This is a genomic window from Pararhizobium arenae (genome assembly GCF_001931685.1).
Taxonomy (GTDB): domain Bacteria; phylum Pseudomonadota; class Alphaproteobacteria; order Rhizobiales; family Rhizobiaceae; genus Pararhizobium; species Pararhizobium arenae.
Window position 1 is genome coordinate 191,955 of sequence record NZ_MOOY01000006.1, and the last position, 17,596, is coordinate 209,550.

At 60.1% G+C, this 17,596-nt stretch carries 6 protein-coding genes; 5 read left to right on the forward strand and 1 reads right to left on the reverse strand.

Annotated features, from left to right (window positions below; all coding sequences use genetic code 11):
* Nucleotides 1–151: 151 nt before the first annotated feature.
* On the forward strand, nt 152–8,641 hold the full coding sequence (locus BLX89_RS15000; RefSeq protein ID WP_143523632.1) for a glycoside hydrolase family 94 protein: 8,490 nt from the start codon (nt 152–154) through the stop codon (nt 8,639–8,641).
* A gap of 106 nt (nt 8,642–8,747) precedes the next feature.
* Nucleotides 8,748–9,899: an OpgC family protein gene (locus BLX89_RS15005; RefSeq protein ID WP_075291747.1), complete on the forward strand. Its 1,152-nt coding sequence runs from the start codon at nt 8,748–8,750 to the stop codon at nt 9,897–9,899.
* 57 nt (nt 9,900–9,956) lie between these two features.
* Here the strand turns inward: BLX89_RS15005 and BLX89_RS15010 are convergent, their stop codons facing one another.
* Nucleotides 9,957–11,714, reverse strand: a complete 1,758-nt coding sequence (locus tag BLX89_RS15010; protein ID WP_075291955.1) for a glucan ABC transporter ATP-binding protein/ permease — start codon at nt 11,712–11,714, stop codon at nt 9,957–9,959.
* A 395-nt stretch (nt 11,715–12,109) separates the two neighbouring features.
* Between BLX89_RS15010 and BLX89_RS15015 the strand changes: the two genes are divergently transcribed.
* From BLX89_RS15015 to BLX89_RS15025, 3 genes are all read left to right on the forward strand, one after another.
* Nucleotides 12,110–12,850 carry a LuxR family transcriptional regulator gene (locus tag BLX89_RS15015; protein ID WP_075291749.1) on the forward strand — a complete coding sequence of 247 codons (741 nt, stop codon included), beginning with the start codon at nt 12,110–12,112 and terminating at the stop codon, nt 12,848–12,850.
* 113 nt (nt 12,851–12,963) lie between these two features.
* Complete coding sequence (pyc, locus tag BLX89_RS15020) at nt 12,964–16,422, forward strand: pyruvate carboxylase (RefSeq protein ID WP_075291751.1); 3,459 nt, start codon at nt 12,964–12,966, stop codon at nt 16,420–16,422.
* 142 nt (nt 16,423–16,564) lie between these two features.
* Nucleotides 16,565–17,596: a trans-3-hydroxy-L-proline dehydratase gene (locus BLX89_RS15025; RefSeq protein ID WP_075291753.1), complete on the forward strand. Its 1,032-nt coding sequence runs from the start codon at nt 16,565–16,567 to the stop codon at nt 17,594–17,596.

A 17,596-nucleotide genomic window follows, 5' to 3' on the forward strand; every position in this document is an offset into this window, starting at 1 on the left:
CATGCGCGAAACCGGAGCTCTGCCGGCGCGATACCGACGAGTATCTAGGGTCGTGGTGGCGCAAGGTCGCTCATCAGGGGCGCGCCTCACTCTGGCGGAACAGAATGAGGACCACACCCGTAAACTCCGCTTGGACCCAGAACCCGCTCCCATGCTCGAAAAAAATACAAACGTACCGCGCGACGCTGAATCCAGGCAAATCGATTTTAACGATTCGATACGCTCGACCTATTTCTCCATCGAGGAGTTGCGGGCCTGCGGCTTGAACCTCGCGGTAAATGGCGTCTCGACACTGCCGGCGTTTTTCCCCCTCGATTTTCACGCCCGCCATCGCGAGAATGAAAACGAGATTTTCCGCGTCTACAAAGTCATTGCACGCGACGTCGAGGCTGGCGCTTCGATTACGCCTGCGGCCGAATGGCTGCTCGACAATCACTATGTCGTCGAAGAGGCTATCCAGGAAGTCCGCCGCGATTTTCCGCGCAAGTTCTATCGCCAGCTGCCAACGATCAATGTCGATGGGGCTACAATTCCTCGCTCCCTGGCGCTCGCTTGGCTGCACGTTGCCCACACGCATGGCAACGTTTCGCGTGAAAACCTGACGGCCATGGTCGAGGGCTTCCAGGAACACGGCACCTTCAAGATCGGCGAACTCTGGGCGCTGCCGTCCCTGCTGCGTTTCGTGCTGATCGAAAACCTGCGCCGCATCGCCATCCGCGTCGATCGCTCGCGCGGCATGCGACGCAAGGCCAATGACATTGCCGACCAGGTGATCCGCCTGAACGATACGGAGAAGGTCAAGGTTCTTCTCAAAGAAATAGAACCGCTTTCTGCCGACAACACCTTCGTCGCGCAGCTGCTCTACCGTCTGCGTGACGGCTCCCAGACGTCCGGACTGGTGATCAACTGGCTGGAAGAACAGCTCGAAAAACGCGACAGCGATGTCGAAAGCGCCTTGCTTGCCGAGCAGAACCGCCTTTCCTCCGGCAATGCGACGATGAGCAACATCATCCGCAGCCTGCGTGAGATCGACGACAACGACTGGGCCGTGTGGTTCGAAAGCGTCAGCAAGCTCGATGAGGCGCTGCGGCAGGGTTCTGATTACTCGGCGCTCGATTTCGGTTCGCGAAACAAGTACCGCAACACCATCGAGCGCCTTGCACGCCGATCAGGTCATACGGAACTTGAGGTCACGGAACTCGCGCTCTCCATGGTGCGGGGGGAATCCGGAACGCCGCAGGAAGACGGCTCGCTCCGTCAGGCCAATGTAGGCGAATTCCTCGTTGGCAAGAAGCGACGGCTTCTGGAAGCCAGGATCGGCTATCGACCGACTGTGGTGCAGCGGATCGTGCGCGCCAGCCGAAAGCTCGACTGGATGGCGATTGCCGGGCCGAATATCCTGTTGACCATTCTGGCGATGGTGCTGGTCTATATCTTCGTCAGCCCGATGGATATCCCGAGCGGCGCGAAGCTGATCATGCTTCTGCTCTTCGCGCTGCCGGCTTCCGAAGGCGCAATGGGTCTGTTCAACACGCTCGTCACCTTCTTCGTCACACCGTCACGGCTGGTGGGCTATGAATTCCTTGAGGGCATTCCGGAAGACGCACGCACGCTGGTCGTCGTACCCTGCCTGATTTCGAAGCGGGATCATGTTGATGAGCTCGTCCGCAATCTTGAGGTCCATTACCTCGCAAATCCTCGGGGCGAGGTCTATTACGCCCTTGTTAGCGACTGGGCCGATAGCCAGGTCGAGGAAACCACGGCAGATATAGAAGTTCTGGATTATGCCAAGGGTGAAATCGCCACCCTTGCCGCACGCTATGCCCATGACGGCCGTACGCGCTTTTATCTTCTGCACCGCCGCCGGCTTTATAACGAGTCCGAAGGCGCCTGGATGGGCTGGGAGCGCAAGCGGGGCAAGCTGCACGAGCTGAACCTGCTTCTGCGTGGCGACAAGGACACCTCTTTCCTCGTCGGCGCCAATACCGTGCCGGATAACGTGCAATATGTGATGACGCTCGATTCCGATACGCGCCTGATGCGCGATGCGGTCACGAAACTCGTCGGCAAGCTCTATCACCCGATCAATCGCCCGGTGGTGGATCCGGAGACACAGACGGTCGTGGCAGGCTACAGCATTCTGCAGCCTCGCGTCACACCGTCCTTGACGACCGGCAGCGAAGCCTCGGCCTTCCAGCGCATCTTCTCTGCCAATCGCGGCATCGATCCCTACGTTTTCACCGTGTCGGACGTCTATCAGGACATCGCCGGCGAAGGCACGTTCACCGGCAAGGGCCTTTATCACGTCGACGCCTTCGAGACCGCCATCAAGGGCAAGATCGAAGAGAACGCGGTTTTGAGCCACGATCTGCTCGAAGGTTCGCTGTCGCGCTGTGCCCTCGTAACGGATGTCGAGTTGGTCGAGGATTTTCCGATCCGCTACGAGGTCGAAATGTCGCGCCAGCACCGCTGGGCGCGCGGTGACTGGCAATTGCTTCCCTATATCATCAACCCGAAGAACGGCTTGTCGGCGCTCGGCCGCTGGAAGATGTACGATAACCTTCGCCGTTCTTTGATCCCCATCGCCTGGCTCGTCGCATCCGTTATGGGCTGGTACTACATGGAACCGACCCAGGCACTGATCTGGCAGTTTGTGCTGATTTTCAGCCTGTTCGTCGCCCCGACGCTTTCGCTTCTCTCGAGCATCATGCCGCGTCGCAGCGATATCGTCGCCCGCGCCCACCTGCATGCGGTTCTCTCGGAAATCCAATCTGCCAACGCACAGGTTGCCCTTCGCATCGTCTTCATCGCCCATTCTGCGGCGATGATGGCCGATGCCATCATGCGCTCGCTTTACCGCACCTTCGTCAGCGGCAAGCTGATGCTGGAATGGCGCACCGCTGCGCAGGTTCAGAGTTCTGCCGCCGACAGCACGATCTGGGACTATTACCGCTCCATGTGGACTGCGCCGGCGCTGGCGTTGGTCTCGCTGGCGCTTGCGGCGATTTCCGACACGGGCCTGCCCTTTATCGGCATACCCTTCGCCGCGCTCTGGATAGCTTCGCCAGCCATTGCCTGGTTTGTGAGCCAATCGGCAGAAACCGAAGACCAGCTTGTTGTGTCAGAACACGTCGTCGGCGAATTCCGCAAGATCGCGCGCCGTACCTGGCGCTACTTCGAGCAGTTCGTGAATGCCGAGCAGAACTTCCTGCCGCCCGACAATTTTCAGGAAACGCCCCATCCGGTTCTCGCCGAGCGCACGTCGCCCACCAATATCGGCGTTTACCTGCTCTCGGTAATGTCGGCCCGAGACTTCGGCTGGATCGGCTTTGAGGAAACCATCCGCAGGCTGGAAGAAACGGTCGCCACGATCGACCGGATGCAGAAATTCCGCGGCCACCTGTTTAACTGGTACAAGACCGACACGCTGGAACCGATGGAGCCGAAATACATTTCGGCGGTCGATTCGGGCAACCTTGCCGGCCACCTGATCGCAGTTTCCTCCATGTGCCGCGACTGGGCAGAAGCCCCTTCCGCGCATGTTCAGGGCAGCCTTGACGGCATCGGCGACGTCGCGGCCATCCTGAAGGAAACTCTCGCCGAGCTGCCGGACGACCGCAAGACCGTGCGCCCGCTGCGCAAACTGCTCGACGAGCGCATCACCGGCTTCGAGAACGCCCTGCAGGCGGTGAAGCGCGAGCATGAATTCGCCTCGATCCGGGTCATCAACCTCGCGGTCCTGGCGCGCGACATGCACAAGCTCGCGGTCAACCTCGATCACGAGGTAAAGAGTGCCAAAAGTACCGAGGTCTCAAACTGGGCGGCGCTGCTCGTCAACACCTGTGAAGCGCATATCTCGGACGGCGTCTTTGACCTTACGGCCATCGAAAACCTGCGTCAGCGGCTGATCGTTCTGCGCGACCGCACCCGCGATCTCGCCTTCAGCATGGATTTCAGCTTCCTGTTCCGCAAGGAGCGTCGTCTGCTGTCGATCGGCTACCGCGTCAACACCGGCGAACTGGACGAGGCCTGCTACGACCTCCTCGCGTCCGAAGCCCGTCTGACCAGCTTGTTTGCGATCGCAAAGGGCGACCTGCCGACGGAGCATTGGTACAAGCTCGGTCGTCCCGTCGTGCCGGTCGGTGCGCGCGGCGCCCTGGTGTCGTGGTCCGGATCGATGTTCGAATATCTGATGCCGCCGCTTGTCATGCAGGAGCGTCAGGGCGGCATCCTCAACCAGACCAACAATCTGATCGTCCAGGAGCAGATGAACCACGGCCGCCGTCTCGGCACGCCATGGGGCATTTCAGAAGCCGCCTTCAACGCGCGTGACCATGAGTTGACCTATCAGTACACCAACTTCGGTGTCCCGACGCTGGGCCTCAAGCGCGGCCTCGGCCAGAACGCCGTCATCGCGCCCTATGCTTCGATCCTCGCCAGCATGTACGACCCGAAGGCGGCGCTCGCAAACCTCGATCGTCTTCGCGCAGTGGGCGCACTCGGCGTTTACGGCTTCCACGATGCGGTGGATTATACGCCGACCCGCGTGCCGGAAGGCCAGACCTGTGCCGTGGTGCGCAACTACTATGCCCACCACCATGGCATGTCGATCGCGGCCGTCGCCAACGTCGTCTTCGAAGGGCGGCTACGCGAATGGTTCCACGCCGATCCGGTTATCGAGGCGGCCGAACTGCTGCTGCAGGAAAAGGCCCCGCGCGACATCCCGATCATGAACGCCAAGCGCGAGCCGGAATCGCTGGGCAAAGGCCAGGAAGACCTGCTGCGTCCGGAAGTACGTGTCATCGAGGAGCCGCTGCAGAAGGATCGCGAAACCGTTTTCCTCTCCAACGGCCATTACGCTGTCATGCTGACCGCGACCGGCTCCGGCTATTCCCGCTGGAATGGCCAGACCGTCGTGCGCTGGAAGCCCGATCCGACGGAAGATCGCTGGGGCACCTTCCTGTTCCTGCGCGATACGACGACGGGCGAATGGTGGTCCGCCACCGCCGAACCGCGCCGTGCGGCGGGCGAAAAGACCACGACACGCTTCGGCGACGACAAGGCCGAGTTCATCAAGATCGTTGGTGATATCACCAGCGAGGTCGAGTGCATTGTCGCGACCGAACACGATGCCGAAGGGCGTCGCCTCACCCTGCTGAACGGAAGCTCGGAAGACCGCTTCATTGAGGTCACCTCCTATGCCGAGCCGGTTTTGACGACCGACGATACCGACAGCGCTCACCCGCTGTTCGCAAAGATGTTTCTGCGCACCGAGATCGATCCGCGCGGCGATGCAATCCGGGTCAGCCGCAATAAGCGCAGCCCCGGTGAGCCGGATATGGAGATTGCCCATCTGGTGGCCGACGATTCCGGTGGCGAACGCCGCACCGAGGCGGAAACCGATCGTCGCAGGTTTGTCGGCGTCGGACGCACGCTCGCCGAGGCCCAGGCATTTGACGAAGGCGCATCGCTCTCGGGTACGGACGGCTATACGCTCGATCCCGTCATGTCTCTGCGCCGCGTGATCCGCGTGCCTGCCAACAAGAAGGTCAGCATCGTCTTCTGGACGATCGCAGCGCCGAATCGTGAGCAGGTCGACCGCGCGATCGACCGCTACCGCAACCCCGACAGCTTCAACCACGAGCAGATTCACGCCTGGACCCGCAGTCAGGTGCAGCTGCGCCATGTCGGCATTACCTCGCAGGAGGCCGCAAGCTTCCAGATGCTCGGCCGCTATCTTGCCTATCCCGATATGCAGCTGCGTGCCGATTCGGCGACCGTGCATGCGGGGCTTGGTCCGCAATCGGCCCTGTGGCCGCTGGCGATCTCCGGTGATTTCCCGATCTTCACGGTCCGCATCAACGATGATGTCGACATGAACATCGCCCGTGAAGCGCTGAAGGCGCAGGAGTATCTGCGTGCTCGCGGCGTAACCGCCGATCTGGTGATCGTCAACGAGCGCGCCGCTTCCTATGCGCAGGATATGCAGCATGCGCTGGACGCGATGTGCGAAAACCTGCGCCTGCGCGGGGCTTCCGATGGTCCTCGCCAGCATATCTTCGCGGTGCGCCGCGACATCATGGAGCCTCAAACCTGGTCGGCGCTGCTCTCAGCCTCGCGTGCGGTGTTCCATGCCCGCAACGGCACGCTGTCGGATCAGATCAGTCGCGCCGGCTCGCTCTTCTCATCGTCCTCGAAAGCAAAGTCCACGGGCTCATTGCCCTTAATGGCAGCCATGCCAAAGGATGAGATCAAGGTGGAGATTTCCGGCGAAGGCCTGGATTTCTGGAACGGTTATGGCGGTTTCTCCCACGACGGACGCGAATATGTCACTCGTCTGCGCGGCGGGGAAGCAACGCCCCAGCCCTGGATCAACGTCATCTCCAACGAGACATTCGGTTTCCATGTGGCCGCCGAAGGCGCTGCCTTTACCTGGAGCCGCAATTCGCGCGACTACCAACTGACCCCCTGGACCAATGATCCCGTCAGCAACCGCCCGGGCGAGGCGATCTTTGTCCGCGACATGGAAAGCGGTTCGGTCGTGACGCCTTATGGCAGCCTGTCGCGCCGCGGCTCGACTGTGTTCGAAACCCGTCACGGACTTGGATACTCGATTTTCGAAAGCAAGCAGGACGATCTTTCGCTTGAGGTAACCCAGACCGTGCATCGTACGCTGCCGGTCAAGGCTGTCCGCCTGAAGCTTCGCAATGACGCATCGGGCGAGCGCAACCTCAAGGTCTACGGCTATCTCGAATGGGTGCTCGGCAACAACCGGTCGAAGACCGCGCCGTTCGTGCTGTCGAAGCATGACGACGTGACCGGAGCACTGCTCGCGACCAATCCTTACAGCATCGACTATTCCGGCCGCACGAGCTTCTTCGTCGCAAGCGAAACCGTAAGCGGCTTCACCGCCAGCCGGCGTGAGTTCCTTGGCCGCAGTGGCGGCATCCAGGCGCCGGGTGCCGTTCTTTCCGGCTCCACGCTTTCGGGTGCAACCGAAGCTGACGGGGATCCCTGTGCCGCTCTGGCGCTCGATCTTACGCTAAAGGCTGGCGAAGTCAGGGAAATAACCTTCCTCGTCGGTGATGGAGACGATGAAGAGCAGGCTCGGGATATCATCGGGCAAGCGCTCAAGGTATCGGTCGATTCGATGCTGGAAGAGGCGAAAGCCTATTGGGCCGACTTTACCAACGTCCTGACGGTCGACACACCGGACAAGGCATTCAACGCGATGGTCAATGCCTGGCTTCCCTATCAGAGCCTCGGTTGCCGCGTCCTCGCGCGTTCCGCATTTTATCAGGCCAGCGGCGCCTTCGGTTTCCGCGACCAGTTGCAGGATACGCTTGCGTTTCTGGTCCATCGTCCGGAACTGGCTCGTGCGCAAATTCTCAACGCCGCCGCCCGGCAGTTCCCGGAAGGGGACGTTCTGCACTGGTGGCTGCCTGGAAATGGCGCAGGCGTACGTACCCTGATCTCGGACGATGTGGTCTGGCTCGGCCATGCCGTGCAGTATTACTGCAAGGTCACCGGCACGAAGGACATTCTCGACGAGCAGATCGCCTTCATTGAAGGTCCGGCTCTGGCGGAAGGCCAGCACGACAGCTTCTTTCAACCTGCGGTTTCCGAGCAGAAGGCTGGCCTCTACGAGCATTGCGCCGTCGCTCTCGACCTTGCCATTCAGCGCACAGGAGAAAACGGCCTACCCCTGATCCTTGGCGGCGACTGGAACGACGGCATGAACCGCGTCGGCATTGAAGGGCGCGGCACAAGTGTCTGGCTGGGCTGGTTCCTCGCCGCCACTTTGCGCTCGTTCATCGTGATTGCGCAGGAACGCGCGGACACAACCCGCGTCGCAGCCTGGGAAAAGCATCTGGAAACGCTCAAGGCGGCCCTCGAAACGGCTGGCTGGGATGGCAGCCATTATCGTCGCGGCTACTACGATGATGGCACGCCGCTTGGCACCGCCGAGGCAAGCCAATGCCGGATCGACTCGATCGCGCAGTCTTGGAGCGTGCTCTCAGCGGAAGGCGATCCGGAGCGATCGCGTCAGGCGATGGACGCGGTTCTCGCCGAACTTGCCGATTTCGATCACCAGATCATCCGGCTGTTCACGCCGCCGCTCTCCGGCACAGCGCAGGATCCCGGCTATATCAAGGGTTATCCACCAGGCGTTCGTGAAAACGGCGGGCAATATACCCATGCAGCGACCTGGGTCGTTCTGGCGCTGGCCGCGCAAGGGCGGGCGGACGACGCCTGGCATGCGTTCGAAATGCTAAACCCGGTCAACCATGCCAAGGACCGGGACGCTGCCGATCTCTATCGGGTGGAACCCTATGTGGTCGCCGCCGATATTTACGGCGAGGGCGCTCTTTCCGGCCGCGGCGGCTGGACCTGGTACACAGGCTCTGCCGCGTGGCTTTACAGGGCAGCTGTCGAGGGCATTCTCGGTATTCGCAAGCGTGGTGACGAGCTGATTGTCGATCCCGCGCTGCCCCAGAGCTGGAGCGGCTTCAGCGCCAAGCTGCGTATCGATGGGAAGGTTCGCGAAATTTCCGTGAGCCGCAACGCCGACGGTACGGTTGCCGCCAGCATCGATAATAAAACTGTCACAAAAAACGCGCATGAAAGCACATTGCTTTAGCCGCCGTGACGGCCTGAACCGGCCTTGCTGATGCAAGGCCGGTTTCCCGAACATTCGATCGGAACATTCGCGACGGGGCGGGGCGCCACAATGCGAGCGACGATGAATGCTTCAGAGAATGCATCTTGCGACCGGCGGCGACACGGCGAATGCGGTGCCTGTGGTACAGCGCGATTCGCGGCTTGACGTCTGCCGCGCCCTCTGCCTGTTGATGATCTTCATCAACCATGTGCCGGGACAATATTTCGAATATCTCACGTCGAAGAATTTCGGATTTTCCGATTCTGCCGAAGCTTTCGTGCTGATCTCCGGCCTTTCTGCCGGTGTGGCCTACGGTCGGAAGTTCGTTTTGGGCAACCGCCTCGCGATCAGCATCCGCGTCTGGCGCAGGGCCTTCTCGCTTTACATTGCCCATATTATGACCAGCATCATCACGTTGGCGATCTTCGCCGGTGGCGCGCTTTATTTTGGCCGGCACGATCTTGTCGGTGAGATCAACATCCTGCCCATCGTCCAGAACACGGAACAAGGCCTTGTCGCCATGGTGCTGCTGGGTCATCAACTCGGCTATAACAACATCCTGTCGATGTATGCGGTGCTGTTCCTCATGCTGCCGGGCATGCTTTGGCTGCGTTCGAAAAGCGCCCTGCTTTTGCTGATCCTCTCGGGGACCTTATGGCTTTTCGCCGGAATCTATCAAATTGCACCTGTGAATTTCCTGGATGAGGGATACTGGTTTCTCAATCCCTGGTCCTGGCAGTTCCTGTTTGTCATCGGCGTCGTAGCGATGATGCACGTCAGGGAAGGCGGTCAACTGCCGCGGCATCCGCTGCTGATCGGGCTGGCGGCAGGCTATGTCGCCCTCTCCTTCTGCTGGGTTGTTTTTTCCTGGTGGAGCATCGATTTTTCCTACGGCCTGCCAGCCGTACTGACCGGCTTCGACAAGACCTTCTTGTCGTCACCAAGGCTTCTTCATGTGTTGGCGATTGCTTATCTTTTCGCCGTCCTTCCACCGCTCGGCGCCCTCGTAAGGCTCAGGATCGACCATCCTCTGGTGGTGATCGGGCGTCACTCGCTCCCGGTTTTCATTTTCGGCACGATACTGGCCATGGTCGGCCAAGTTTTCGTTTTCGTGACCGACAAGAACGCCATTCTGGGCACGGTCTATGTCGCCGCGGGTATCGGGCTTCACTTCGCTTATGCGCGCTATCTCGACTGGCTAGGTTCGGTCTCTTCGGGCGCGGCAGCGCGGGCCTGAAACGAAAAGACCCTGCCGAAGCAGGGTCCAGAGATCATTCGGGGCGGCTTGGCCCGATCAGGCGGCCGTATGGCTCATACGAACATCGACGTCCGTCAGGATGCCACTGGCACGAAGCAGGGCGGCAAAGCGGCCATTGCTGTGGCTCAGCTCATTGAACCCACCCATTTCGACAATGCGACCGTGATCCATGAAGATCACCAGATCGGCCTCCCGCACAGTCGACAGACGGTGCGCAATGATAAAGGTCGTGCGATCCTTGCGCAGATTGTCGATCGCCGTCTTCACGCGGTTTTCGGTTTCGACGTCGAGGGCCGAGGTGGCCTCATCGAGCACGAGGATCGGCGCGTTCTTCAGGATCGCGCGAGCAATGGCGATACGCTGGCGCTCACCGCCGGACAGACGGTTGCCGCGCTCGCCGACGTGGGTATCGTAGCCACCCTGACGACCTTCGATAAAGTCGGCAGCCGCAGCGGCCTCAGCAGCACGCACGACGTCATCATGCGAGGCATCTTCACGGCCGAGCTTGATGTTTTCGCAGATCGAGCGGTTCAGCAAGCCGGCATCCTGGAACACGGTGGCGATCGAACGACGCAGCGACTTGCGGGTCACGGTCGAGATATCGACACCATCGACAAGAATCTTGCCGGAAGCAGGCTCATGGACGCGCTGAAGCAGGTTGACGAGCGTTGTCTTGCCGGCACCGGTCGGACCGACGATCGCAATCGTCTGGCCGGCCTTCGCCGTAAACGAAACATTGTGCAGGCCTTCGTTAGAATTTGCGAAGTTGAACGATACATCGCGAAATTCGACTTCGCCCTTCACATGGTTCAGTTCACCGGCATCGGCAGCTTCTTCGCGCTCACGCACCGAGTCTTCGAGAACAAAGAAGTCCTCCAGCTTGGCGCGGGCTTCGAAGATTTGCGTGACAAACGCTTTCATCTGGTCGAGGCGACCGATGAGCAGGCCGGCAAAGCCGATGAAGGCAATGACGTCGCCGATGCCAAGCTCGCCACGCTGCACGAGAACCGTACCGATCACGAGGATGGCCATCATGGAGATGGTCGATGCCATGCGGTTCAGCGCCGATGCCAGCGCCCACCAGTCGAGGACCGGCAGCTGGGCCGAGATCAGCTTGCTGGTGAACTCCTTGAGCGCACGGGTTTCCGCTTCGATGCGGTTGTAGCTGTGCACGACCGAAACATTGCTGATCGAATCGGAAACATGGGAGAATACGGTATGGTAATGGTCTTCGACGGCGGCTTGGCCTTCCTTCGTCTTACTCATCACCACCTTGCCGATGATGATATAAAGGATGCCGAGGACGAGCAGGACAGCAGACAGGCGCAGGTCCATGGCCATAGCGGTCGGGACGAGAAGAATAAGGGCCACGGCAGTCGCCAGGTGCTGGCGCATGAATTCGAGCCAAAGGCCGAACAGCGTTTCGCAGGCGCGCAAGAGGGTGTGAAGCGCATTCGACGTGCCGCGGTGACTATGCCACGACAGCGGCATGGCAATGATACGCCCAAAGGCCTCGGTAATCAGCGTCGAGCGGCGGGTATGGGCGAGCCTGTCCGCCTCACGGGCGACCAGAACGAAGGCGACGGTGTTGAAAACGCCGAGCCCTGCCCACAGGAAGAGCATGGAAGACACGCCTTCGTTGGAAGAGATCGCGTCAATGATACGACCGAAGAGAACAGGTTCGGCAATGGTGATCGCAGCGAGCACGACATTGGCCAGCACAATCGCCGACACTCGAAACTTATGAACGCCTAGATACTGAAGCGCTCTTGCATAGACCTGAAACAACGACACGGTCTTCATTCCTTGTTGCCAACTATCGGGTGCGGCGTCGTCTCTGCGCCGCAGGGCAATCGACCTCTCCTGTTCCCGTTCCAGCGACTGCGCGTGAACGTTTTGGAACGGGACTGGAAAATCTGCCCTATTCAATCCATCGGTAAGGTCGGCTAAACAGTCTGCAGGCCGCGCGAACAAAACAGACTTAAGCTTCAACCCGGCTTGCGCCGCGTGTGAATTCCATAGTTTGCTATTGTTTCTCTATTGCAGTGACCTGCGTGACACGTTTATGCCGTACCTTGACGTAACGTTTGGGATTATCGCGGTTGCAACATGAATGAGTGCTGAACGGCATATTCATGCTGCAATGCAAGGTGAATCGGCGGGGGTGGCATGATCCGAGGGGATTTCGAATGAATGTATCTTTGCTGGTAAATTTTCTCGCTCTCATCGACGAGATGAAGACCAGAAACGAGATCGTGAAGGAATTCGAGCGGGTGCTCGATATCTACGGGTTCGACTACTACGGTGTCGTCCGGCAGCCCAAACCCAATGAAAATCCGCTGAGTCTTCTTCTGGCAGGGCGCTGGCCGGATGGCTGGCCGCAGGTCTACATCAAGAAGAAATACGTCATCATCGATCCGACGATCCGCTATCTCGGCCATGCCCAACGGGGCTTCCGCTGGCGCGATACCGTCGTTGCCTTTCGCTCCGATCCGCATCGAAAGCGCATGGAACGCATGATGGTGGAAGCCCGCAGCTACGGCCTCTATGATGGCTACATCTTCCCGATCCACGGCCGTCGCGGGCTCCTGGGCAACATGACGATCGGCGGTCGCATTGTCGATCTGAGCCCGGTGGAGATGAACCTGCTTGATGCGATCGCGAAGAAACTCTTCTGGCGGCTTCTCGAACTGACAGATCCGGCGGTGCTTCAGGAAATGGTATCCAGCGTCGAGGTACAGATGACCCGTCGCGAAATGGAAGCGCTCAACTATCTGGCCGATGGCATGACATCGAACGAGATCAGCAAGGTGCTGAACATTTCGAACCACACCGTCGACTGGTACATGAACGGCATCCAGGAGAAGCTGAAGGCCAAGAACCGTCATCACGTTGTTGCATTGTCGTTCCGCCTCGGCCTCATCAACTAGTCGCAATGAATCGAAGCAACGACTTAAACGGAAATTGAACTTCCTGTGACGAACGGCTAATACTGCTTTTCGCGGTGCAGCATTGCCGTGTTTCAAGTCATGGGGAGTTCGACTTGCGCATTACCAAGATCCTTGTCGCCAACCGGTCCGAAATTGCAATTCGCGTGTTTCGCGCAGCAAACGAGCTGGGAATTAAAACGGTTGCGATATGGGCGGAGGAAGACAAACTTGCGCTGCACCGCTTCAAGGCGGATGAAAGTTACCAGATCGGCCGTGGACCCCACCTTGCCCGCGATCTCGGACCCATCGAAAGCTATCTTTCGATCGAGGAAGTGATCCGCGTCGCCAAGCTTTCCGGCGCCGACGCGATCCATCCCGGTTATGGTCTGCTGTCCGAAAGCCCGGAATTTGTCGATGCCTGTCACGCTGCCGGCATTATCTTCATTGGCCCTAAGGGCGACACCATGCGCCGCCTCGGCAACAAGGTTGCCGCCCGCAACCTGGCGATCGAGATCGGCGTTCCTGTCGTTCCGGCAACCGATCCGCTGCCGGAAGACGAGGCGGAAATCCGCCGTCTGGCCGATGAAATCGGCTATCCGGTCATGCTCAAGGCCTCCTGGGGCGGTGGCGGCCGCGGCATGCGCGCCATTCGCGACCCGAAGGACTTGATCCGCGAAGTTACGGAAGCCAAGCGCGAAGCCAAGGCTGCCTTCGGCAAGGATGAGGTTTATCTGGAAAAGCTGGTCGAGCGGGCCCGCCACGTCGAAAGCCAAGTGCTGGGCGATACGCACGGCAATGTCGTTCATCTGTTCGAGCGCGACTGCTCGGTACAGCGCCGTAACCAGAAGGTCGTCGAACGGGCGCCGGCGCCTTACCTTACCGAAGAGCAGCGCCAGGAACTGGCCGGTTATTCGACCCGCATCGCCCAGGCGACCAACTATATCGGCGCGGGCACGGTCGAATATCTGATGGATATGGATACCGGGAAGTTCTACTTCATCGAAGTCAACCCACGCATCCAGGTCGAGCACACCGTCACCGAAGTCGTGACCGGCATCGACATCGTCAAGGCGCAGATCCATATCCTCGAAGGTGCCGCCATCGGCACGCCGGAATCGGGTGTCCCAAAGCAGGAAGACATCCGTCTCAACGGCCACGCGATGCAGTGCCGCATCACCACCGAAGATCCGGAACAAAACTTCATCCCCGATTACGGCCGAATCACCGGCTATCGCTCCGCGTCTGGCTTCGGCATCCGTCTGGATGGCGGCACGGCCTATCCGGGTGCCGTCATCACCCGCTTCTACGATCCGCTTCTGGTCAAGGTTACCGCCTGGTCGCCAAACCCGCAGGAAACCATCGCCCGCATGGACCGCGCACTGCGCGAATTCCGTATCCGCGGCGTCGCCACCAACCTCACCTTCCTCGAAGCGATCATCTCGCATCCGAAATTCAAGGACAACAGCTACACCACCCGTTTCATCGATACGACGCCGGAACTGTTCCAGCAGGTCAAGCGCCAGGACCGCGCCACCAAGCTGCTGACCTATCTCGCCGATGTCACCGTCAACGGTCATCCCGAAGCCAAGGGGCGGCCGAAGCCAAAGACCGATGCTGCAAAGCCGATCGTTCCCTTCATCGACACGCCCGTGCAGGCCGGCACGAAGCAGAAGCTCGATGAACTCGGACCGAAAAAATTCGCCGAATGGGTGCGCGCAGAAAAGCGCGTGCTGATGACCGATACTACGATGCGTGATGGCCACCAGTCGCTGCTGGCGACCCGCGTGCGCACCTATGACATCGCCCGTATCGCTAGCACCTACGCCAAGGCCCTGCCGAACCTCTTCTCGCTGGAGTGCTGGGGCGGTGCGACCTTCGACGTATCCATGCGCTTCCTGACGGAAGACCCATGGGAGCGTCTTGCCAAGGTGCGGGAGGATGCGCCGAACCTGCTCCTGCAGATGCTTCTGCGCGGCGCCAACGGCGTCGGCTACAAGAATTATCCCGACAACGTCGTTAAGTATTTCGTCCGTCAGGCGGCCAGGGGCGGCATCGACGTTTTCCGCGTGTTCGACTGCCTGAACTGGGTCGACAACATGCGCGTCTCGATGGATGCCGTCATCGAGGAAAACAAGATCTGCGAAGCGACGATCTGCTACACGGGCGATATTCTGAATTCGGCTCGCCCGAAATACGACCTGAAATATTACGCCTCGCTCGCCGCCGATCTCGAAAAGGCTGGCGCGCACATGATTGCGCTGAAGGACATGGCCGGCCTTCTGAAGCCGTCCGCCGCCAAGGTGCTGTTCAAGGCGCTGCGGGAAGCAACGGACCTGCCGATCCACTTCCACACGCATGACACCTCGGGCATCGCCGCCGCCACCGTGCTTGCAGCCGTCGATGCTGGCGTCGATGTCGTCGATGCCGCCATGGATGCCTTCTCCGGCAACACCTCGCAGCCTTGCCTTGGCTCCATCGTCGAGGCGCTGAAGGGCTCCGAGCGCGATCCCGGCCTCGACCCGGAATGGATCCGCCGCATTTCGTTTTACTGGGAGGCCGTTCGCAACCAGTACGCCGCATTCGAAAGCGACCTCAAGGGACCGGCATCGGAAGTCTACCTGCATGAAATGCCGGGTGGTCAGTTCACCAACCTCAAGGAACAGGCCCGCTCGCTCGGGCTTGAGACCCGCTGGCATCAGGTGGCGCAGGCCTATGCCGATGCCAACCAGATGTTCGGTGATATCGTCAAGGTAACGCCATCGTCCAAGGTTGTCGGCGATATGGCGCTGATGATGGTGAGCCAAGATCTGACGGTTGCCGATGTCGAAAACCCGGCAAAGGATATTGCCTTCCCGGAATCGGTCGTCTCCATGTTGAAGGGCGATCTTGGCCAGCCTCCGGGTGGATGGCCGAAGGCGCTGCAGAAGAAAGCGCTGAAGGGCGAAGAAGCCTATACCGCCGTTCCCGGTTCGCTTCTCGCCCCCGCCGATCTCGACGCGGAACGCAAAGCGATCGAAACCAAGCTGGAGCGCGAGGTTTCGGACTACGAATTCGCCTCCTATCTGATGTATCCGAAAGTCTTCACCGACTATGCGCTGGCAGTTGACACCTATGGTCCGGTGAGCGTTCTGCCGACGCCCGCTTATTTCTACGGGCTTTCGACCGGCGAAGAACTGTTGCCGGAACTGGAAAAGGGTGTGTCGCTCGTCATCCTGCATCAGGCAAAGAGCGAGCCGGACGAGCAGGCCATGGTCAAGGTGTTCTTCGAACTCAACGGCCAGCCGCGCCTGATCAAGGTGCCAGATCGCAACCGCGCGGCGTCCTCCGCCGTTCGCCGCAAGGCCGACGTCGGTAATGCAGCCCATCTCGGCGCACCCATGCCCGGCGTCATCTCCACGGTCGCGGTTTCGGCGGGCCAGTCCGTCAAGGCGGGCGACGTGTTGCTCTCCATTGAAGCGATGAAGATGGAAACGGCGCTTCATGCCGAGAAGGACGGCACCGTCGCCGAAGTCCTCGTCCGGACCGGCGACCAGATCGATGCCAAGGATCTGCTGATCGTCTACGAGGGCTAGGACTGCGGCGGTTTCTCAACCCGTCATTCCAGAGAACTGTTTTAAGCCGCGGCGCAGGTTTTGCGTCGCGGCTTTTTATCGCTTGCCTGCTTGAGCGACGGACCTATGGTCGCTCCTTGGGTAGATCCAAAGGGATTAGACGATGCGAAGCAGCAAGATCGTGCATGTGGTTGGTGTCCATGCCGAAGGTGAGGTGGGTGACGTCATTGTCGGCGGCGTGCTGCCGCCGCCGGGCGAAACGCTCTGGGCACAATCACGCTACATCGCCAGGGATGAGACGCTGCGCAACTTCGTGCTCAACGAACCCCGTGGTGGCGTCTTCCGCCATGTGAACCTGCTGGTACCGCCGAAGGACCCGCGCGCCCAGATGGGCTTCATCATCATGGAGCCGGCCGATACGCCACCCATGTCCGGCTCCAACTCCATTTGCGTTTCAACCGCGCTGCTCGACAGCGGCATCATCCCAATGCAGGAACCCATCACCGAAATGGTGCTCGAAGCCCCAGGCGGCATCATCGATGTGCGAGCGGAATGCGCGAATGGCAAGGCCGAGCGCATTCATGTCCGCAACGTTGCCTCCTTTGCGGCCAAGCTGGACGCGACGCTTGAGGTCGAAGGGCTTGGAACGTTGACCGTCGATACGGCCTATGGCGGCGATAGCTTCGTCATGGTCGATGCGTACCGACTTGGCTTTTCGCTGACGGTAGATGAGGCGCGCGATCTCGCCGAAACCGGCATGCGCATTACGGCAGCCGCAAACAAGCAGCTTGGCTTCGTCCACCCTGCCAATCCCGATTGGGATCACATTTCCTTCTGCCAGTTCGCGGCACCCATCGTTCGGGACAATGGCGTGCTGACAGGACGCAACGCGGTCGCCATCCGCCCCGGCAAGATCGATCGTTCGCCAACCGGCACCGCCTGCTCGGCAAGGCTTGCGGTGATGCACGCCCGAGGCCAGATCGGCCTCGGGGAAATCTTCATCGGCCGCTCGATCATCGATTCGGAATTCCACTGCCATATTGAATCGACGACAGAGGTGGCCGGCGTGCCGGCAATCCGCCCCGTCATTTCCGGCCGGGCATGGGTCACGCACACGGCTCAGCTGATGCTCGATCCTTCCGATCCTTGGCCGCAGGGTTATCGGCTGTCTGATACCTGGCCTAACCTTGGTTGA

Bases quoted from the DNA above. Each gene is read 5' to 3' on its own strand.
- BLX89_RS15015 (WP_075291749.1), top strand. From the start codon at position 12,110: ATGAATGTATCTTTGCTGGTAAATTTTCTCGCTCTCATCGACGAGATG.
- BLX89_RS15000 (WP_143523632.1), top strand. From the start codon at position 152: ATGCTCGAAAAAAATACAAACGTACCGCGCGACGCTGAATCCAGGCAA.
- BLX89_RS15025 (WP_075291753.1), top strand. From the start codon at position 16,565: ATGCGAAGCAGCAAGATCGTGCATGTGGTTGGTGTCCATGCCGAAGGT.
- BLX89_RS15005 (WP_075291747.1), top strand. From the start codon at position 8,748: ATGCTTCAGAGAATGCATCTTGCGACCGGCGGCGACACGGCGAATGCG.